Here is a 20,002-nt window from a genome sequence, read left to right on the forward strand (position 1 = left end):
TAGGCAATCCTTATTTTGTAGTATATTATAATAAGATATAATCGCCTCGAAGGAGAAGATATGACATCCGTGAAGACACTGGCCGTCGTCGGCTCGGGCACGATGGGACACGGTATTGGACAACTCGCCGCCATGCAGGCCATTGACGTGCGCGTGTTCGACGTCGATTCCGCGGCCTTGGACCGGGCACGTTCGGGAGTCCGCACGAGTCTTGACCGTTTCGTCAAGAAGGGCTCGATTAGCCAGGAGCAATCCGACAATATTCTCGGCCGGATGTCATTCGTCAACGACCTCGACAAGGCGGTCTCGGGCGCGGATGTCGTCGTGGAGGCCGTTCCTGAAGTGCTCGAGCTCAAGCAGAAGGTGTTCGCCGATCTCGACAGTCGAGCCGACGAGTCGACGCTTCTCGCCACGAATACCAGCCAGCTCAGCATCACAGCCATCGCCTCGGTGACCAGCCACCCTGAGCGGGTGGTCGGGATGCACTTCTTCAATCCACCTGTGATGATGCGCCTCGTCGAGATCATTCGCGGCACGCTCACGTCGGACGAGATGCTCGATCGCACGGTCGCGCTCGCTGAGCAGCTCGGCAAGGAGAGTGTCGTCTGCCAGCGTGATGCGCCAGGTTTCATCACCACCCGAGCGATCATGGCGTTGCGGCTGGAGTGCATTCGGATCTATGAGGAGGGTATCGCCTCGATGGAGGACCTCGACAAGGCCATGCGTTTGGCCTTCAATCACCCGATGGGTCAGTTCGAGCTCAACGATTACAACGGCCTCGACATCGCACTCCAGGGCTCGCGAAATTTGCGCGAGGCCTATGGCGAGCGTTTCGCGCCGCCGCCCAGCCTCGTTTCCCGAGTTGCGGCTGGCCGACTCGGTCGGAAGACCGGCGGCGGCTGGTACGACTACCCCACCGACTGAGCAAAGACCCCGAGACAACACCGATCCGAAGGAGAATCACGTCATGGTTGCCACATCTGAATTCACCGACATCATCTACGAGAAAGCTGACCACGTCGCCCGGATTACGATCAACCGGCCCAAGTCCCTCAACGCCTACACCAACCACACCATGCGCGAGCTGGTGCTCGCTATCCAGGACGCGTCGTTCGACGGTGAGGTAGGCGTGGTCGTGATCACCGGGGCCGGTGACCGCGCGTTCTGCGCGGGCGGCGACGTCAAGTGGGAGGACGAGGGCGGCCTCGAAGCCACGTATGACTACTTCCCTGACATCCACAACGCCATCCGATGCTGCCTCAAGCCTGTGATCGCGCGAGTGAACGGCTACTCGATCGGCGGCGGCAACCACATGGCATATGCGTGCGACCTCACGATCGCCGCCGATCACGCCATCTTCGGTCAGAACGGTCCGTCGGTCGGCAGTCCAGCCGACGGCTTCACGGTCGCTCGCCTGTCGACCATCATTGGGCACAAGCGCGCTCGAGAGATGTGGTTCCTCAACCGCAAGTACACCGCCGCGCAAATGCTCGATTGGGGCCTCGTCAACGCGGTCGTGCCGTATGACAAGCTCGACGAAGAAGTCGACCAGTGGTGCCAGGAAATCCTGGCGAAGAGCCCCACGTGCTTGCGCGTGAACAAGGCGTCGTTTGAGGGTGCACTGGACAACCTGCGCAATCCCACCTTCTCTGTGCAGCGCATGCTCGCGCCGAACTACCTCGGTTCCGAGGAGCAGATGGAGGGCACAAAGGCATTCCTTGAGAAGCGCAAGCCCGACTTCAACAAGTTCCGGCGCGACGTCCCCGAGCTCTACACGAGCGCGAGCTAGCGTGTCCGTCCGAGTAGAGTCAGAGGGCTTTGTCCGGATCATCACCATCGATCGCCCTGAGGCCCGCAACGCGATCAACCGGGAGACGAGGGCAGGTCTCGAGGAGGCATTCACCGGATTCGCCTCGGACGACGGCGCGCGAGTCGCGGTGCTGACCGGGGCGGGAGACAGAGCGTTCAGCGCCGGTGCAGACCTCAAAGAGATGGATCCAGCGGAGCGCGCCGACCCCGCATACACAGCGCCACCATTCGGTTTCATCACCCGGGACTTCTATACGGACAAGCCCATCGTCGCCGCTGTGAACGGCGCGGCGTATGGCGGTGGGCTGGAGATGGTCCTTGCGTGCGATCTGCGTATCGCGGCCGACAACTCCCAGCTCGGGTTGACGGAGGCGAAGTGGGGGTTGCTGCCCGGAGGTGGGGGGACCCAGCGTCTGGCTCGCGAGATTCCTCGTGCAATCGCGCTGGAAATGCTCATGACGGGCGTGCCGATCTCGGCCGCGCGAGCCTACGAGCTCGGTCTGGTCAACGCAGTTGTACCGTCGGCGGATCTCATGTCGCGCGCCCTGCAGCTCGCCGAGGCGATCGCGGCCAATGGCCCGCTCGCGGTTCGAGCGGCGAAGAAGGCGGTCGACGAGGGAGCTGGCCTGCCGCTCGACGAAGCTCTCGCTCTTGAGCAGAAACTGAGCAAGAAACTGTTCGCGACGTCCGACGCAGCGGAGGGGCCGCGAGCCTTCGCCGAGAAGCGTCCGCCGCGGTTCGAAGCAAGGTGATCCGATGACTAGCAATGTAGGGGAGCTCTTCCAGCTCCCGGCCGAACTCGAAGAATTCCGATCGTCTGCGCGCTCGTTCGCGGAGCGGGAGGTCGCACCGCTCGTAGACGAGGCGGAGCGCACCTCCACCTTCCCGCTCGAGTTGTTCACGAAGGCCGGGTCCGCCGGCCTCCTGGGGTTACAGTTCGAGGAGCGCTGGGGCGGTTCCGATGCCGGTCTGCTTCCGGACATGATCTTCCGCGAGGAGGTCTCGCGAGTGTGTGCCGGAATCGCCGCTGGACTCGGCATTCAGGGCCAGATTGGCACCGCCTATCTCGCGCGATTCGGATCCGACGAGCAGAAAGAGCGATGGTTGCGTCCGGCGATTGCGGGCGAACTCATCACGGCCTGGGGCCTGACCGAGCCGGACGCGGGTTCGGATGTGCGCGCCATCCGCACGACGGTTGAGGTCGCCGGGTCTAGTGCTGTGTTGCGCGGACGCAAGACCTTCATCACCAATGGGCCGATCGCAGGAGCCGTCGGCGTCGTCGCGAAGCAGGACAATGGCAAGTTCGCGGTGTACATGGTCGAGGCCGGCGACGAGGGCTACGCCGTCGAGCGCACGCTTGAGAAGCTGGGTTGCCGTTCCTCGCAAGTCGGCGAGCTCGTCTTCGATGACGTGCGCCTAGACGAATCGCGGCGCATCTCACCGGCCGAGGGTTCCGAGATTGAGGAGATCCTCGATGTGCTTATCCGCGGACGCATCCTGATCTCCGCCGCGTCGCTCGGCGTCGCCACCGCTGCGTTCGACCTCGGTCTGGCGTATGCCAAGGAGCGCACCGCCTTCGGCCGCAAGATCGGCGGGTTCCAAGAGATTTCGATGAAGTTCGCCGAGGCGGACGCTCGCATCGCTGCTGCCCGGCTCCTCACCTATCGCGCGGCCGTGCTGTGCGACTCTCGATCCGAAGTTCCCGTCCGGGAGGTCGCGCACGCGAAGCTCATGGCGAGCGAGACGGCTCTCTGGGTCGTCGACCAGATGATGCGAGTGTTCGGCGGTATGGGTTTCATGCGCGAAGCCCCCATCGAGAGGTTGTACCGCGACGTCCGGTATTTCCAGATCGTCGAAGGCACCACGGAGATCCAGCATAGAATTCTCGCGAAGGCGCTCGGACTATGACCGAGGGAAGCATTGCGGAGCTCCTTGTCGAACGCGAAGGCGCTGTCGGCATTCTGACCCTCAACCGTCCCCATGCCCACAACAGCCTGAACTCCACGCTCATCGCGACGCTCGGCGAGGCACTCTCCGAGTTCCGAGAAGACCCCGCGATCGCGGTAATCGTCATCACGGGTGCCGGTGATAAGTCATTCTGCTCGGGGATGGACCTCCGTGGCGCGCCCGACGTCACGGCGCTCGAGGACCAGTTCAGCCCGCCCCCGCAGCACCTGTCGCGGGGTATGGAGGTGTGGAAGCCTCTGATCGCGGCGGTCAACGGCTACGCGCTTGGCGCCGGATTCGAACTTGCCCTCTCGTGTGATCTGCGGTATGCCTCATCAACAGCGACTTTCGGACTTCCGGAGGTACGCATCGGGTCGATGCCGGGGGCCGGCGGGACCCAGCGCATCATCCGGCAGGCACCGCACGCGCTCGCGATGGAACTCCTGCTCACAGGTGATCGCTGGGACGCACAGCGAATTCGCGACGCCGGACTCATCAATGGAGTGGTCCCTCCAGAGGAGCTACGTGGCACCGTGCTGGAGATCGCGCACCGTATCGGCGACAACGCTCCCCTCGCCATCCAGGCCGTCAAGCAGGCCGTCGCTCGCGGTCGCCACCTGCCTCTCGCCGAGGGGTTGATCCTCGAGCGCACCTTGTTCAACCTGATCCGCGACACGGAAGACAGGGCGGAGGGCCGCGCAGCCTTCGCCGAGAAGCGGCCTCCCGTGTTCCGCGGTCGATGATTAGCCGTTCGACAAAGGAGACAGAGATGGACAGCACAGCACACCGTGGTCTCAGCGGACGCGGCGCGATCGTCGGGGTGGGACGCACCCGGATGGGCAAGATGCCGGGATCGACGGCGCTCGGGCTCGGTCTTGAGGCCCTCAAGCTAGCGATCGACGACGCTGGGATCGACAAGTCGGAGATTGACGGAATTCTCACCCACCCCGGCACCACCTCTCGCGAAGGTGCTAATCACTATCTGCGCCTCGCCGAGGCGGCTGGCATCGATCCGCGCTACGCGGGGTCGAAGTCGATGGGAGGCGCGACCGCCGGAGCCCTCGTGCAGGAAGCGATCATGGCCATCGACGCCGGGCTTGCGACGACGGTTGCCTGCGTCTTCGGCGACGCGGCGCTGACCGGCGGGCAGAGGTTTAACTCTCCCAACGGTGACCCGGGGTTGAGCTGGGGAATTTGGGGCATGTTCGGCCCCCAGGCCAACAGCGCGCTCGGCGCGCGCCGCCACATGTCCTTGTACGGGACGACAAGCGAGCAGCTTGGTGCCGTCTCGGTGACTTTCCGTGAGCACGCTCAGAACAACCCGGACGCAGTAATGCACGGCAAGCCGATAACCCTCGAGGACCATCAGGCGTCGCGCTGGGTCGTCGAACCCTTCCATCTGCTCGACTGCTGCCTCATTTCTGACGGCGGCGTGGCGATCATCGTCAGCTCGGCGGAGCGAGCGCGAGATCTCGCGAAGCCACCCGTGCGCATTGCTGGAATGGGGCAGGGGTACACCGCTCGCAAGAGCGAAGCCGACGACTGGTGGTACCTGCCTCATCAGAAGGCTGTACTCGACGAGGCGTGGGCAACCTCGGGTCTCGGCCCGGGAGACATCGATGTCGCGGAGCTGTACGACAACTTCACGTTCTCTGTTCTGCTCTGGCTCGAGCACGGCGGATTCGTGAAGCGCGGCGAGAGCGGTGCCTTTGTGGCCGACGGCAACCTGAAGATGGGTTCCACGCTCCCCACTAATACCCACGGGGGCAGTCTCTCCGACGCGTACATGCAGGGTTGGACGCACATCGTCGAAGGCGTGCGACAAATCCGAGGCGAAGCCGGTCCTCGACAGGTGCCGGATGCCGAGACCTGCCTAGTCACGGGCCGTGGCATGGCCCTCAACACTGCGACTGCATTGGTGCTGACAAAATGACGTATGACAAACCCCTTCCGGTTCCCACCGATGGCAGCGGTCCGTTCTGGGAAGCCTGCAAGCGGCACGAACTCACGATCCAGGAGTGCACGGCGTGCGGTCATCGACGCTGGCCTATCGGCCCAGTGTGCACAAACTGCCTGTCGCCCGAGCACGTTTGGGTGGTGCTACCGGGCACGGGCGAGGTGTTGTCCTGGATCGTCTACCACCAGTCGTTCAATCAGGCATGGACTCCGGACCTTCCGTACAACGTCGCTCTTATCCGCGTCGATGGCGCGCACACCATGATCTCGAACGTGGTCAAGGCCGATCTAGACGCGATCGAGATCGGGCAACGGGTCGAAGTCGTCTTTGACGACGTCACCGCAGAGTTTGCAATCCCGAAGTTCCGCCCAGTGGCCTGAGGTATCCTGATGTCCAGGTCAGCCCTCGCCCCCGAGCTCGATCGACCGGGGTGCATCGAGCACATCTCGGAATGCGTCAACATGGCGCACCATACGGCGAACTGCGGCTTCGGGGTCGCGGGCCTGCATGGCGTCGAGGATGCGCCGGTGGGCGCGGAGAGTCGCTGCTGTCTCGGTGCCAAACTCCAGGAAGGCGCGGCTGTAGATCAGCTGCTGAGTCGTCGCCGTGAGCGCGGAGACTACGCCGTTGTGGGTGGATTCGGCGACGAGCACATGGAAGCGCGCGGCCTCCTCAGCGACGATCTCGCTCGAGCCGAGGTGCTTCTCGGCCCGCTCGATCGATGCTCGTATGCGCTCGAAGTCGCTCTCGGTCGCGCGGGTGGTGGCGAGACGCACCGCGAGCGGCTCCATGAGCGAGCGCGCCTCAAGGAGCTGTTCGGTGGTTGTCTGCTCAACTGCCAGGATGACATCGAGGATCGTCGCGAGCCGTTCGATCTTCGGGCTCGTCACATAGGCGCCTCCGTGGCGACCCGCGCGCATCTGAATGAAACCGTCGGCTTCGAGAAGCATGAGCGCCTCGCGCACTGTCGCCCGACTGACTCCGAGCTGCTCGATGAGTTCGCGCTCTGGGGGGAGGCGATCGCCGAGGGCGAGAGCACCACTGCGGATTTCGCCGCGGATCTGCGCCGCGATGATCTCGGCAAGCTTTCCTTGCTTGATCTTGTCGAAGACTACTTCAGGCATTACTGGAACCTATCGGATCGCGCCGCTACGAGGCCGCGCGACGGTTAAGTGAGACACCGACCGGATTCAATTGTGATCCGATAACTACGCTAATCTTATCCTATTTGCTTTCGGAAGTGAGGCCTCGATGGTGATTGCTGATCACATTGATCCCCCTTTGTCGGGTGTGCGCGTGCTCGCCTTGGAGAACTTTGTCGCGGGCCCGACGGCGAGCATGTTGCTCGCCGACTGGGGTGCCGAGGTGCTTAAACTCGAACCCGCGGGGGGAGACAGTTACCGAGGCTTCCCCCCGGTCGAACGATCCGACGCCGGCGAGTCGAGTGTCTGGTTCGCGCGACTCAATCGCGGCAAGAAGAGCGCCGTGCTGGACATTGGCAAGGAGGAGGGTCGCGCCCGGTTCCTCGAGCTGATCGGAGCCGTGGATGTGGTCGTGCAGAATCTCCGACCGGGAACCCTCGGTCGACTCGGGCTGGGATATGAGCGCTTGAGCGAGATCAATCCGCGGATTATCCTCATCTCCATTTCTGGATTCGGGCAGCCTGACGTTCTTCCGGGCCCCTACACCTCGATGCCCGCGTTCGATCTCATCGGGCAGGCCATGTCGGGGATTGCCTTCACCTCCGGTCAGGACGGTGATCCCCCTGCCCCGGTGGGCTTCCCGCTCATCGACACCGCGGCCGGCGACTGGGCCGCGACCGCGACGCTTCTCGCCCTTTTCCAGCGCGAACGCACCGGCGTCGGTCAGCACGTCGACGTCTCGATGTTCGATGTGGGCCTGCATCTCAATGAGTACGCGATCGGAGCGTTTGGCTGGACGGGCAAAACGCCCGTTCGCGGCCGACTCGCCAGCTCGGCCCCGTTTGAACTCCTGCAAGCGCGGGACGGGTACGTCGCCGTCGCCGTCTCGGGCGAGCCGATTTTCGCCCGGTTCTGCGAGGTCATTGGCCGACCCGATCTGATCGGAGACGCTCGACTGGCTAACGGCACTCTGCGGTCGCAGGCGATGGACGAGCTCCTCCTTCCGATCATCGAGGAGTGGATGTCCATACGTGACGTCGAAGAGGTGCTCGCCGTGCTCGGCGCAGCCGGAGTCCCGAGCTCGCGTGTCCAGACCGTCGAAGATCTGTTCTCGGACCCGCATGTGGCGGCTCGGAGGATGATCATCGACGTGCCGGACCCGGTGCTCGGTCGCGTGCGCGTGGCGGGAAACCCTCTCACGTCCACCGCGATACCACCGCTCGCCCCCACAGCAGCACCACAGCTCGGCGCCGACAACGACGTCATAGATGAGTGGCTCCGCGACGCAGAGCCGAGACGCAACCAGAGGGGACAGAGCGCATGACCAATCTCACAGAAGAGCTCGAGGCCATTCAGCAGGTGGCGCGGGATTTCACCCGCCGGTCGCTCATGCCGTTGGAGAGTTCCGTGATCCAGCGTGAGAGCACTCGGGGGCTCGACCCGATTCCGGTCATCGACCCGGCGGACGAGGAACGACTCACCCGGGAAGTTCGCGAGCTCGGACTGTGGGGCATCGAAGTGCCCGAGGAGCTCGGCGGTGCTGGGCTCGGTCTGCTCGCGAAGGCTGTGGCCGTCGAGGAGATCAATTACTCCATCACGCCGTATCGACTTCCGCCTGAGAGTCCCAATATCTCCTACCTCGACGCGGTTGCGACGCCCGCTCAGCGCGAGCTCTACCTCGACCCGCTGTGTCGCGGCGACAAGTCCTCGGCGCTCGCACTCACCGAGCCTGAGGCAGGTGCCGATGCCGGGGGTATCCAGACCTCGGCCGTCCCCGACGGTGATGGTTGGAAGATCAACGGCAGCAAGCTGTGGATCTCTTGGGCCGACGCGGTCGACTTCTTCATTGTCATTGCCGTGACCGACCCTGAGAAGCGCAACCGGGGCGGGATGACTGCGTTTCTCGTCGACCGGGACGCCGAAGGACTCGAGATTTCGAAACCGATCCCCACCATGGGGGAGCAGCGGCCGTTCGCCCTGTTCTTCGACGACGTGCGCGTTTCCGCTGATGCCGTGCTCGGTGAGGTCGGTGAGGCGTTTCCGCCTCTGACAAACCGGCTCGGTGTGCGTCGGGTCGAGATCGGAGCCCGCTGCGTCGGGCAGGCCCAGCGCATGATTGACATGATGTGTAGCTACAGCGAGGAGCGGCACACATTCGGCGCACCGCTCTCGGAGCGCCAAGCCATCCAGTTCATGATCGCCGATTCGGTGATGGAGGTGCACGCCGCGCGGCTCATGGTGAGAGACGCGGCCGCACGGCTCGACACCGGCCAGCGCGACATCCGTCTCGAAGCGAGCATCGTCAAGGTGCAGGCGACCGAGATGCTGAGCCGGGTCGTCGATCGCGCTCTGCAGGTGCATGGGGCGATGGGCTACTCGAAGGAGCTCCCGATCGAGTTCGTCTACCGCAACAGCAGGGTGCTACGCATCCTCGAGGGTCCGTCCGAAATCCATCGCGGCCAGATCGCACGACTCTCAATCAAGCGGCGGAACCGGGCATGACCGCGGCACTTGCCCACCTTCGAGTGGTGGAGATCGGCGATGACAGTGGTGCCTACGCGGGTCGCCTCCTCGCCGGGCTGGGAGCCGAAGTGGTGCGTGCGCGCGTCCCCCAATCGGCGGCGCCCGACTCGTGGAGCGTGGATCCTGATCCGGTCGTGCAAGACTTCCTACACCGGGGCAAGGCCGAGGTGATGCTTCCGGCTGAGGAGTCCAACCGATCGGCCGCGATCGCCGAGCTCTTGCGCGGCGCTGACATCACGATCGAGTCCGGCTCGACGGATGTGCTCGCGACGCTCGGCCTCGACCTCGACCATCCGGCACTGGCCGACCCGGAGCTGATTCGCACGCGGATCAGCCCGTGGGGCATCCAGAGCGAACGAGCCGGGACACCCGCCACTGACCTGATCAGCAGCGCAGCTGGTGGCTTTCTGGCCCTCGGCGGATGGCCGGATCGTGCGCCGACGCGCGCATACGGCGATCAGAGTCTTCGGATGGCGAGCCTTTATGCAGCCGTCGGAGCATTGCTCGCCGTGCGGGCCCGCGCGATTTCGGGCTCGGGACAGCAGGTTGAGGTAAGCGTCCAGGAGTCGGTCGCCACGGCACTCGAGAACGCTCTGCAGTACAGCGATCTCGAAGGTGTGGTTCGGCGTCGGGTCGGCGCTGGCTATCAGGAGGCTGGCACGGGCGTGTACGCGTGTAGCGACGGATTCGTCTATGTCATGGTTGGACGACTGAGTACAGCCCAAGGGTGGGTGAATCTGCTGGACTGGCTCGACGAGGCTGGGGTGCCGGGCACTGCCGGCCTACGCACAACGGAGTGGACCGACCACGAGTATCGCAAGTCTGCAGCGGCTCAGGCTGAGTTCCGCAGAATCTTCGAGTCGTTCGCAGCAGACAGATCGAAGGCCGACCTGTACGTCGAGGCGCAGCGTCGCAACATCGCTGTGTGTCCCGTCAATAGTCCGCAGGACCTTCTCGCAAGCGAGCACCTGAACGCGCGCGACTTCTTCGTCACCGCCGATCGACGCCGGTCAGTCGGAGCGCCGTTTCGGCTCTCCGCGACGCCGTGGTCGTTGCCAGTCCCGACCAGAGTGCCGGCGTGAGCGCGATTGCGCCGCTGAACGGCATCCGCGTGCTCGACTTCACCTGGGTCGGGGCGGGACCGATCGGCACGAAATTGTTGGCTGAGTTCGGTGCCGACGTCATCAAGATCGAGTCGCGCAGGCGACCCGATCCGTTGCGAAGGACCGGACCGTTCGCTTCGGGCGATGATCCTCTCGAGCGCTCCGGCTACTTCGCTGACAGGAACGCCGGTAAACGGAGCATCGCGCTCGACATGACGCATCCCCGTGCGCGAGAGGTTGTCCTTCGCCTCACCGCTGCGACGGATGTCTGCGCGCAGAGTTTCCGTCCGGGAACGCTCGAGAAGTGGAACCTCGGCTATGAGGAGTTGATCGCGGTGCGACCCGATCTGATCTACCTTGCGATGCCCATGCAAGGGGAATGGGGACCGCACGCGACGTTCTCCGGGTTCGGGGCGACCCTCGTAGCGCTCTGCGGACTCCACGAACTGTGCGGCTACCCCGACCGGGAACCGGTCGGGACGGGCACGAACTACCCCGACCATGTACCGAACCCGATGCATGCGGTCGTTGCGGTGCTGGCCGCCCTGCTCCATCGGGATGCGACAGGGGAGGGCCAGCGCATCGAACTGTCGCAACTCGAATCGACCCTCAACGTGATCGGCCCTGCCATCGAGCACGCGGACCTCGGGGAAAGCCCTACGCGTGCGGGAAATCGCATTCCGCACGCGGCACCCCACGGTGTCTTCCCGACTCGTGGTGATGACCGGTGGATTGCCATCGCGGTCGTCGACGATCGTCGATGGCAGGCCCTCGCGGAGCTGGCGGGGATTCCGAAATTTGCCGATCAGGAATTGCTTCATCTCGAAGGACGTAAGGTGCGCGAGGACGAGATCGAAATGTTGCTCGCAGACTGGACGGCATCGCAGGACGCCGACGAGCTCGCGGCAGCCCTCGCATCCGTGGGCATCGCCGCTTCCCCCGTCCGTACCGCGGACGAGCTTCTCGCCGGTGTCGGCGGATTGCGCGAGCGTGGCGCATTCGAATGGCTCGAGCATCCTGTGATGGGTCGGACCGTCTATTCTGCACCGACGCCGCGGCTGTCGATGACTCCGGGCATTCTCGCGTCGCCCGCGCCCCTACTCGGCGCCGATACTGACGAGGTTCTCGGTGCGATCGCGGGCTACTCACCCGGGGAGATTGCGGAGCTCCGGGCCGAAGGAGTCCTCACATGATGAGAACGGAGACGCCCATGATGCACGCCACGCCACCTCTCGCGGGAATCCGGGTCCTGGACCTGACCCGCATCCTTCCCGGACCATTCGCGACGATGATCTTCGCTGATCTTGGCGCGGAGGTCGTGAAGATCGAGCATCCTCGCGGCGGTGATCCGGAGCGTTCGAGCGCCCCCCTGGGAGAGAACGGGGACGCATATCGCTTCGGCATGCTCAATCGAGGCAAGCGATCAATCGCGATCGACCTCAAGTCGACGCAGGGGCAGGAAGTAGTCCTCGAGCTTGCCCGCTCGTTCGACGTCGTGCTCGAGGGGTTCCGTCCCGGAGTCGTCGACGAACTCGGTATCGGCCCCGCGGCCCTGCGCTCGGTGAATCCTGGACTCGTCTACGCATCGATCTCGGGTTACGGCCAGACTGGGCCGTACGCCGACCTACCCGGACACGACATCAACTACCAAGCGCTTGCCGGCATCCTGCGCTACTTCGGCGGTCGCGACGCGCCGCGCATCCCCTGGCTCCCGATCGCCGACATCGGCGGTGGTGCGATGCTCGCGGTTTCCGGCATTCTCGCTGCCCTCGTGCGTCGGGCGGCGACGGGCCGCGGCGACTACCTCGACCTGAGCATGGCAGAGGGCGCGCTCTATTGGCAGCAGACACGAGCTCAGTGGTATCTCGCGACCGGGAACGACCCGACGCCTGACGGGTTGCCGGTTACCGGGGCCGTACCGGGGTACGGGATCTACGAGGGCGCCGACGGCGAGTGGCTCAGCCTCGGGTGCCTCGAGCCGATATTCTGGGAGCGGCTGTGCGGCGTGCTCGATCTGCCCAACGACGTCGGCCGACAACGTGACTCGAAGGCCTTCGACGAGTTGGACGCCCGGCTTCGGGCAATCATCGCGACACGCTCTGTCAAGGAATGGTTCGCGGTCTTTCGGGACAGCGGCGTGCCAGCCGCACCCTGCCACACCATCGCCGATGCGCTCGACGACGAGCACTTCCGCAGCCGCGGGCGCCTTGGCGGTTCTGAGCCGCACGATCGGATACGCTCTCCGTTCGTCTACGCTGATTCGCCCGAGGTAGCCGGATCTGCGGCTCCAACACTCGGCGCGGACACCGATGCGGTTCTGCGCGAGGCGGGCTACGACGAGCCTCGCATCTCGGGTTTGAGGGCCGTTGGGGCGATCCGGTGACGGGGGCTTCCACCCTAGGAATTGGCTTCGGACCGGGCACGCTGGGGTTCCCGTCCGGGGCCGGGGTCTTGCGATTCGCTGAGCGGGCGGAAGAGCTCGGATTCGACCACTTCTGGGTCAATGACCACGTCTCCTGGCAACATCCGCTCATCGACCCGGTGGTGTTGCTCTCGGCGGTCGCCGCACGTACCACGACCATTCGCCTGGCGACGGGGGTTTACTTGCTTCCGCTGCGGTCTCCGGCTGCCACGGCACGCTCCTTCGCTGGCCTGGACTACATCAGCGGCGGACGTACGATCGTCGGCGTGGGGGTAGGCGGTGAGTTCGAGGCGGACTTCGCGGCGGCGGGGGTGGCAATGCGACGTCGTGGTCCACGGACTGACACGTCCATTCGCCTCCTTCGTGCATTTTGGCGAGGGGAGGCAGTCAGCTGGCATGACGCCGACTTCGATTTCGAGGACGCCCTGGTGCTGCCAGCGCCCGTTCAGGAAAACATCCCGATCATCGTGGGCGGCCGGTCTGATGCGGCCCTGAGGAGGGCCGCGACGCTCGGCGACGGGTGGATGCCGTACCTCATGAGTCCCGATCGCGTTGCGGAAGGGGCTCGACGCATCGACGAGCTTGCACCGGATCGGCACAAGCGGATTATCGCGCACGTCTTCGTGTATTTCGACGCCGACGCCGACGTCGCCCGTCGCAAGGCGACCGACTACCTCACCGCGCAGTACCACCAGGATATGACGCGAACGGTCGAGCGGTGCGTACCGTGCGGGTCGGCGGACGTCGTCGCGGAGAAGCTCAGGGCTTATGTTGACGCAGGAGCCACAGATATCGTCGTCCGGCCGCTGGCTTCACCTGAAGCCCTATTCAGCTCTCTCGAAGAAGCCGGCGCCGTGTCGGCAGGATGGACGCGCGGATGAAAGGGTTCGGGATGGCAGACGAGGACAAGGGGGGCCCGCTTTCCGGAGTGAGGGTTCTCGCGATTGAGAATTTCCTCTCCGGTCCCTACGGGAGCATGATGCTGGCCGATTTCGGCGCTGAAGTGGTCAAGGTGGAGCCTCGCGAAGGCGATGGCTATCGTCGGGCGACGCCCAACTACCACACGAAGGACGGGCGAATGAGCTATTCCTTCCTTCGCGTCAACAGGAACAAGAGGAGTGTCGTTCTCGATTTGAAGACCGAGGAAGGGCGAGAGGACTTTCTCGCGCTCGCGGATGAGGCGGACGTCGTGTGGGAGAACTTGCGTCCCGGGGCGATGGAACGGCTCGGTCTCGGTTGGGAGGACTTGAAGGCACGCAATCCGCGTCTCGTATACGCCACGATCTCTGGCTTTGGACATGGAGACGTACTTCCGGCCGGACCGTATATGAGTCTTCCCGCTTTCGACATCGTTGCTCAGGCGATGAGCGGCGCGATGCTGCGCATCGGCAAGGAAGGTGATCCACCGATGTACCTCGGTTCGCCTATCGCCGATCAGCTGGCGGGAATGATGGCTGCTTTCGGGGTTGTACTAGCGTTGCGGGGCGTCGATGAGAAGGGTGGTGGCCAGCACGTCGATATCGCCATGTACGACGTCATGGTGGCGTTGAACGAGCAGCTGATCGGCCACGTGTCGCACTTCGGCGAGATGCCTAAGCGAGGATTGAGCCCAACTTCGGCGCCGTATGGCGCTTTCCGGACCAAGGACGGCTGGGTCGCAATCGGGATCGCGAGCGACGAAATCTGGGCGAGGTTTTGCGCCGCCATCGGTCGGCCCGACTTGGCGACGGCACCCGATCTCTCGACGGGTATCAAACGTGCAGCGAATCAGGAGTCCATCCTGCGCCCCGCGATCGAGGATTGGGCATCGGGTCGGACGTCCCTGGAGATCACGATGTTGCTGTCCAAAGCTGGTGTACCGTCCGGTCCGGTACAGGATGTCGCACAGCTCTTCGACGATCCCCAGGTGGCTGTGCGGGAGATGCTCATCGATGTGGACGACCCCGTGATCGGTCGCCTCACCGTCGCTGGCAACCCCATCAAGCTGAGCGGGTCACCGCATGCTCCACGACGGACCGCTCCGCAGCTCGGTGCTGATCAGCAGCTGCTCGGGGAATGGGCGACGACCGGAAGACGTCGGCGTTGAAGCCTCGGAGCCACGCGCTTGCGGTCCGCCGGAGGCCCTGATGGCGTCGAAACCCGGGGCGGCGAAAGGGGGCGCTTTGCTGATCGCGTCACTGACCCTCGCAATGGCGACAGGCGCGACGGGGACCTACTCTTATGCCACGCTCTCCCCATTCCTACTGCCGAGTCTTGGGATGACGCCGGGCGGGATGGGCCTTCTCTTCGGCGGTCTGTATACAGTCGCCGCGGCGTCGAGCGGTGTGATCGGCAGGATCACGGATCGCGTTGACCCGACGCTCGTCGTTCTCGTCGGTTCGGCGTGCTCCCTGGTCGGAACCTTATTGCTCGCGGCTAGCTTCTCGATCATAGGACTGGCCGCCTCGGCCCTTTTCGCCGGGCTTGCCATGGCGGCGTCGAACCCAGGAAGCAATGGCATGATCGCTCACCGGATCCCGCCCGGATCGCGCGCATTCGCGACTGGAATCAAGCAGTCGGGAGCCACCGGCGCCGGTCTCTACCTGGCCGTGGTGCTTCCCGGTCTCGCCGTGGCCGTCGGCTGGCGGTGGGCGTCGCTCGCCGCGGTGATCATTCCCATCCTCGCGGTGATTACAGTGCTGATCGGTCGGCGATCTTCTCAGGCCGCTATGGAACCCGAGGTGACCACGGACCCGCACGAACCGCGAAGACTGACGTGGCTTTCCTGGCTTGCAGGCTATGCCCTCCTGCTCGGCGTGGCCACTGGGATCTGCAATGGCTTCTACGTGCTGTACGCCCACAGCCTGGGATTTGGTGTTGTCGAGGCGGGCCTGGTCTTCGCCGTCTTTGCCGTCTTGTCCGTCATCGCCCGGATCGTCTGGGCGAGATTGAGCGAAACCACATGGTCGCCCGCTCAGCTGTTGGGTGCGGTCGCGGTCATTGGAGCAATCTCGGCGCTCTTGTGCCTGGTCGCGCCGGCCGTCGGGGACTGGGCCGTGTGGTTCGCCGCAGGAATGGGCGGCCTGTCGATCGTCGGATGGAACGCCCTCGGAATGGTCACGATCATGCAGAATGTCAAACGAGATGCGGTGGGTGTCTCGGCCTCTCGCATGCTGCGCGGGTTCTTTGTCGGCCTTGCGATCGGACCGCTCACATTCGGTGCGCTCGTCGAGTTCGGCGGCTACTCAGTGGGCTGGCTCTTTCAGTTCGTCGTTCTCCTTCTTGCGATCGGCGTCGCCTACTTCTTCGGTCGTTCTCTAGCCATGCATACGCCGCCGGGGTCCCATCTGCCTCGCGAGGCGCTCTAGTGCCGGGCTGGGTGGCGCCCGTCTATGCGCCGCTCGCGTGGCAATGGTCTCCGGCAGAGGTCAGACGATACGCCCTCGCGGTCGGAGCGCCGTATTCGGTGATTGATAGGCGCGATCTCCGGTTGGTCACCACCAACGAGCCGGACGTTCTGCCGACCTTCGCGAGCTTGCTCGCGGACGGCCACAGTCTGCGGAACGTTCCGCTTCGCGGCTTAACCTTCGATCCGCTCGACGTGATCTACGCTGGTCACGAAGTCGAGCTGACCGGTCCGTTGCGTCCGACGACCGCGGGGACGAGCACATCCCGGATCTTGGACGTCGGAGACGTCCGAAGCGGCGTGCTCGTTCGGCGGGAGACGGTGAGCCGCGACGGTGACGATCGGGTCATCGCGCGGAATGTAGTGACGAGCGTGATTCGCCGCGCTTCGGTGGGCCGGACTGCAGATGTCGGCGTCGCAGTGCCGGAGCAGCTCTCTGGCGACATCGCTACGCTCGTCGTGCCAACCCTCGACCGGCAAGCGCTTTTCTACGCCGAGACCGGCGACCATAATCCACTCCATGTCGATCCGGAGGCTGCGCGGCGCGCAGGATTCGAGCGTCCGATCCTGCACGGGCTGTGTGCGTTCGGAATGGTCGTGCACCGGGTCGTCCGAGATCTCGCGGATCAGGGCTGGCAGGGCGTTCGCGCCACAGGGGTTCGCTTCACTGCGCCAATCGTGCCCGGCGAGGAGATCATCGTGCGCGCGGCCCGATCGGGAGACATCATCCGCTTTGAATCCTTTGTTGGCGACCGAAGGGTGCAGTCCCACGGTCACGTCGATCTGGAATCAATGCACTAGGACTCGTTTCGTCGTCGCTCGAAAGGACAGTCATTGTGGAGCAGCTTCCAGCCGCACCGTCGTTCCGCCTCGACGGCAGCACGGCGCTCATCACCGGCGCTAGCCGCAATATAGGCCGCGCAATCGCGTCGGCGTTCGCTCACGCTGGATCGGACTTGGTGATAGTCGCACGGGACCCCGTGAGGCTCGGACTCGTCGCGGAGTCGATTCGGGGAGAGACCGGAGTCGTGGTCCGCGAGGTCGCTACTGACATCGCCTCGACCGAGGGACTCGACTCGGTGATGCGGGAGCTCGACGCCGGTCCGGTCGACATTCTGGTGAACAACGCGCACATCACCGGCGGCACGACATCGATCGTGTCGGCAGACGACGAACTCTGGAACACGGTGTTCTCGACAAATCTCTGGGCGCCCCTTCGGCTCGCGCGGCGGCTACTCCCGCAGATGACGGCAGCCGGTTCGGGCTGCATCATCAATCTCATGTCTGGCTCTGGCCTGCAACCGACGCCGGAATTGGCCCCCTACGGGGTGAGTAAGGCCGCCTTGTGGATGCTCACCCGCTATCTCGCTGTTGAGGCTGCTCCCACCGTCCGAGTCAACGCGTTGTGCCCGGGCCTCGTAAGCGAGGACGGTACACCGCGCAACGAATCCCACCGCGCGATCATCGGAACCGTTCCGATGGGTCGGGTAGGTCGGCCTGAAGAGATCGCGGGCGCCGCGGTCTATCTCGCCAGTAGCGCGGCGAGTTATGTAACGGGCGAACTTCTCATCGTCAATGGCGGGCGGCCATGGTGATGGACAAAAGCGGCTCATCGCAAACGAGAGTGTAGGTAGTCGGGAGCGCGTCGAGATCGCGGCCCGCACGGGGTCGCCTGACCCGGGAACTTCGGTCCATCAGCGATGGGAGTCATCTTGTTACCTCGCCCTATGACGAGCGACTACGCCGAGACTGCAACTGTCGAGCTGCTCGAGAGCTCGTCGTCGAGGAGCCTAGCCGTCGAGGCTGCGTGCGACGTCATCGACCGAAGGACGAGATTCAGCCGCGCGTCACCGAGCCGGTACGTGCGGCGAGAGTTCTGGTGATGGTCGGCCCAGTCAGGAACCATGCGGCAATCATCGCGGCGGTGCCGATCGCGAACACGAGCGCTCCCCACCAGGACACGTCGTCGCGTGAAGCGTACATGTGGTTGAGGTTGCGCAGCAGCCCCGTCGTAGCAACCAGCGTGACGTGCACAATGACGAACGCGACGAACGCGAGCATCGTCGGATAGTGCACCGCTCGTGCGATCTCGATCGGATAGACGCGGCTGAGACGCACGGCCGACGAGGGCCACAGTGGCGACATTCGAAGTCCGGTCACGATCGCGAGCGGAGCGAGAATGAATACGACGCCGAAGTAGCTGAGAACCTGGAGTGCGTTGTACGCGATCCAACCGTTCTCGGTCGGCCAGTCAAGAGACGCATACTGCAGGAAGACCGAGAGTGCGTTGGGTACGACTTCCCACGTGGTCGGGACGATCCGGGCCCAGTGGCCGGTGGCGAAGATGAGTATCACGAACACGACGCCATTGAGGACCCAGAGCACGTCCAACGCAAGATGCAACCACAATGTGACGCTGATCTTTGTGCCGGTGAAGCGGCTGGTGCGCGGCGCCCAGTAAGCGCGTGGCCGCTGCGTTGTGCGGACCTCCCAGCCAGTCTTGACGATGAGAAGGAGGAAGAACGCGTTGAGGTAGTGCTGCCAGGCGAGCCACACCGGCACCCCCTCCGGCGTCCCGGGGAGCGGCTCGAGCACGCCAGGATAGTCCGCGATGAAGGACGAGACCGGCTCGAGTGTGCGCATCCCGCGGGCAACGAATATCCCGACGACGACCACGATGACCGCAACAATCGTTGTCGCGATCCAGCGCGCCCGGCGAGAAGCCAGAATGTCTGAGCGAATCATCGGCGGCGGTCGAGTTCGTCGATCAGTTGCGGCACGATCGTGAAGACGTCGCCCACAATGCCGAAGTCGGCGATCTCCAGGATCGGTGCCTTCGAATCCTTGTTGATCGCGACGATGACTTTCGACGTCTGCATGCCCGCGCGGTGCTGGATGGCACCGGAGATCCCGAGCGCCACGTAGAGCTGGGGTGCAACCGTCACTCCCGTCTGGCCCACTTGGAGTGATTGCGAGGCGTATCCGGCGTCGACCGCGGCGCGCGAAGCGCCCACGGCGGCACCGAGGGCGTCGGCCAAGCGGCCAGCAAGTTCGAAGCCCTCTGCCGAGCCGAGCCCGCGTCCTCCGGAGACGACGCGCTGCGCAGTGCGGAGGTCGGGACGCTCCTCGTTCGCCTCGATCTCCTCGACACTCTCCACTGTGACTGCCTCGGCATCGGCGAGATTGTCGAGCCGACTCACTTCAGGCGTCGTCGCATCGCCCGCCGCCGCCGCCGCCCCCTCCCGGATGGTCACGACCAGGGGTCCCGCGTCGGCGCGCGACTCCACGGTGAATGACCCGCCCAACACCGAGTGCTCGGCGAGCGGAGCGCCATCGACTGTTCGCACGGCGACGGCATCGGTGGCGAGCGCGGCACCAATGCGGACAGCCAATCGGGCAGCGACCTCGCGTGCACCGACGGCATTGATTGCGAGTACTGCGATCGGATTGACCGCCGCGTACGCCGCGGTAGCCGCCTCAAGCTCCGCGTTTTCTCGCCATTCGCCCGTGCCAGTGATCTCGGCGATGAGAACTTTGCTGGCCCCAGCCGCAGTCACTGTTTCGACGGCGTCGTCGACCTCGTCCGCACGGGCTGCCACCACGGTGACCGGGTCGCCAAGGCGGCGCGCCATACTCAGCAGCGTGCCCACTGACTCGCGGATCCGACCCTTCCGGTCCGTGCTCGCCAGCACGAGTACTGTACCCATGGTGTTC

At 64.5% G+C, this 20,002-nt stretch carries 20 protein-coding genes; 17 read left to right on the forward strand and 3 right to left on the reverse strand.

All coding sequences use genetic code 11. The features are described from left to right. Positions 1 to 60: 60 nt before the first annotated feature. From HUJ41_RS04045 to HUJ41_RS04075, 7 genes are read left to right on the forward strand one after another with little or no spacing between them, the layout of a single operon-like run. The gene (locus HUJ41_RS04045) at positions 61 to 924 is read left to right on the forward strand and encodes a 3-hydroxyacyl-CoA dehydrogenase family protein (protein WP_179873446.1); all 864 of its coding nucleotides are present in this window, start codon (positions 61 to 63) and stop codon (positions 922 to 924) included. Further along, a complete protein-coding gene (locus HUJ41_RS04050) occupies positions 821 to 1,789 on the forward strand; it encodes an enoyl-CoA hydratase-related protein (protein WP_246299316.1) in 969 nt (322 codons plus the stop codon). Before HUJ41_RS04045 ends, HUJ41_RS04050 begins: the two co-directional genes overlap by 104 nt. 1 nt (position 1,790) lies before the next feature. Next, complete coding sequence (locus HUJ41_RS04055) at positions 1,791 to 2,561, forward strand: enoyl-CoA hydratase/isomerase family protein (protein ID WP_179873860.1); 771 nt, start codon at positions 1,791 to 1,793, stop codon at positions 2,559 to 2,561. 4 nt (positions 2,562 to 2,565) lie between these two features. Then, positions 2,566 to 3,717, forward strand: coding sequence for an acyl-CoA dehydrogenase family protein (locus HUJ41_RS04060; RefSeq protein ID WP_179873447.1), 1,152 nt, complete (start codon positions 2,566 to 2,568; stop codon positions 3,715 to 3,717). Then, on the forward strand, positions 3,714 to 4,499 hold the full coding sequence (locus HUJ41_RS04065) for an enoyl-CoA hydratase/isomerase family protein (RefSeq protein ID WP_179873448.1): 786 nt from the start codon (positions 3,714 to 3,716) through the stop codon (positions 4,497 to 4,499). The genes HUJ41_RS04060 and HUJ41_RS04065 overlap by 4 nt, the downstream gene beginning before the upstream one ends. Before the next feature lie 26 nt (positions 4,500 to 4,525). Next, the gene (locus tag HUJ41_RS04070; RefSeq protein WP_179873449.1) at positions 4,526 to 5,689 is read left to right on the forward strand and encodes a thiolase C-terminal domain-containing protein; all 1,164 of its coding nucleotides are present in this window, start codon (positions 4,526 to 4,528) and stop codon (positions 5,687 to 5,689) included. Next, a complete protein-coding gene (locus HUJ41_RS04075; protein WP_179873450.1) occupies positions 5,686 to 6,093 on the forward strand; it encodes a Zn-ribbon domain-containing OB-fold protein in 408 nt (135 codons plus the stop codon). Before HUJ41_RS04070 ends, HUJ41_RS04075 begins: the two co-directional genes overlap by 4 nt. 18 nt (positions 6,094 to 6,111) lie before the next feature. On the opposite strand, the gene HUJ41_RS04080 is transcribed toward HUJ41_RS04075, so the two are convergent. Then, complete coding sequence (locus tag HUJ41_RS04080; RefSeq protein WP_179873451.1) at positions 6,112 to 6,837, reverse strand: FadR/GntR family transcriptional regulator; 726 nt, start codon at positions 6,835 to 6,837, stop codon at positions 6,112 to 6,114. Positions 6,838 to 6,964: 127 nt separating this feature from the next. Here HUJ41_RS04080 and HUJ41_RS04085 point away from each other — a divergent pair, with 127 nt between their 5' ends. The 10 genes from HUJ41_RS04085 to HUJ41_RS04130 all read left to right on the forward strand — a co-directional run bounded on the left by HUJ41_RS04085 (position 6,965) and on the right by HUJ41_RS04130 (position 17,883). Continuing rightward, entirely contained in the window at positions 6,965 to 8,179 is a 1,215-nt protein-coding gene (locus tag HUJ41_RS04085) for a CaiB/BaiF CoA transferase family protein (protein ID WP_224744569.1), read from the forward strand. Further along, complete coding sequence (locus HUJ41_RS04090; RefSeq protein WP_218925642.1) at positions 8,128 to 9,357, forward strand: acyl-CoA dehydrogenase family protein; 1,230 nt, start codon at positions 8,128 to 8,130, stop codon at positions 9,355 to 9,357. The genes HUJ41_RS04085 and HUJ41_RS04090 overlap by 52 nt, the downstream gene beginning before the upstream one ends. Further along, positions 9,354 to 10,460, forward strand: coding sequence for a CoA transferase (locus tag HUJ41_RS04095; protein ID WP_224744570.1), 1,107 nt, complete (start codon positions 9,354 to 9,356; stop codon positions 10,458 to 10,460). The genes HUJ41_RS04090 and HUJ41_RS04095 overlap by 4 nt, the downstream gene beginning before the upstream one ends. Next, positions 10,457 to 11,674, forward strand: coding sequence for a CaiB/BaiF CoA transferase family protein (locus HUJ41_RS04100; protein WP_179873454.1), 1,218 nt, complete (start codon positions 10,457 to 10,459; stop codon positions 11,672 to 11,674). Before HUJ41_RS04095 ends, HUJ41_RS04100 begins: the two co-directional genes overlap by 4 nt. A gap of 20 nt (positions 11,675 to 11,694) precedes the next feature. Next, the gene (locus HUJ41_RS04105; protein WP_281363121.1) at positions 11,695 to 12,864 is read left to right on the forward strand and encodes a CaiB/BaiF CoA transferase family protein; all 1,170 of its coding nucleotides are present in this window, start codon (positions 11,695 to 11,697) and stop codon (positions 12,862 to 12,864) included. Positions 12,865 to 12,932: 68 nt separating this feature from the next. After that, positions 12,933 to 13,784, forward strand: a complete 852-nt coding sequence (locus HUJ41_RS04110; protein WP_179873456.1) for an LLM class flavin-dependent oxidoreductase — start codon at positions 12,933 to 12,935, stop codon at positions 13,782 to 13,784. Between the two features lie 11 nt (positions 13,785 to 13,795). Beyond that, the gene (locus HUJ41_RS04115; protein ID WP_179873457.1) at positions 13,796 to 14,989 is read left to right on the forward strand and encodes a CaiB/BaiF CoA transferase family protein; all 1,194 of its coding nucleotides are present in this window, start codon (positions 13,796 to 13,798) and stop codon (positions 14,987 to 14,989) included. 40 nt (positions 14,990 to 15,029) lie between these two features. Next, positions 15,030 to 16,250 (forward strand): MFS transporter, encoded by a 1,221-nt coding sequence (locus HUJ41_RS04120; protein ID WP_179873458.1) that lies wholly within the window; start codon positions 15,030 to 15,032, stop codon positions 16,248 to 16,250. Beyond that, complete coding sequence (locus HUJ41_RS04125; RefSeq protein ID WP_179873459.1) at positions 16,250 to 17,089, forward strand: MaoC/PaaZ C-terminal domain-containing protein; 840 nt, start codon at positions 16,250 to 16,252, stop codon at positions 17,087 to 17,089. Before HUJ41_RS04120 ends, HUJ41_RS04125 begins: the two co-directional genes overlap by 1 nt. A 35-nt stretch (positions 17,090 to 17,124) precedes the next feature. Beyond that, on the forward strand, positions 17,125 to 17,883 hold the full coding sequence (locus tag HUJ41_RS04130; RefSeq protein ID WP_179873460.1) for an SDR family NAD(P)-dependent oxidoreductase: 759 nt from the start codon (positions 17,125 to 17,127) through the stop codon (positions 17,881 to 17,883). 241 nt (positions 17,884 to 18,124) lie between these two features. Here HUJ41_RS04130 and HUJ41_RS04135 read toward each other — a convergent pair whose 3' ends face one another. Both HUJ41_RS04135 and HUJ41_RS04140 read right to left on the reverse strand, forming a co-directional pair. Next, the gene (locus HUJ41_RS04135) at positions 18,125 to 19,033 is read right to left on the reverse strand and encodes a cytochrome b/b6 domain-containing protein (protein ID WP_179873461.1); all 909 of its coding nucleotides are present in this window, start codon (positions 19,031 to 19,033) and stop codon (positions 18,125 to 18,127) included. Further along, positions 19,030 to 19,995, reverse strand: a complete 966-nt coding sequence (locus tag HUJ41_RS04140) for an electron transfer flavoprotein subunit alpha/FixB family protein (RefSeq protein ID WP_179873462.1) — start codon at positions 19,993 to 19,995, stop codon at positions 19,030 to 19,032. The genes HUJ41_RS04135 and HUJ41_RS04140 overlap by 4 nt, the downstream gene beginning before the upstream one ends. Positions 19,996 to 20,002 lie beyond the last annotated feature (7 nt).

Source organism: Microcella indica, from assembly GCF_013414345.1.
In the GTDB taxonomy this organism is placed as follows: domain Bacteria; phylum Actinomycetota; class Actinomycetes; order Actinomycetales; family Microbacteriaceae; genus Microcella; species Microcella indica.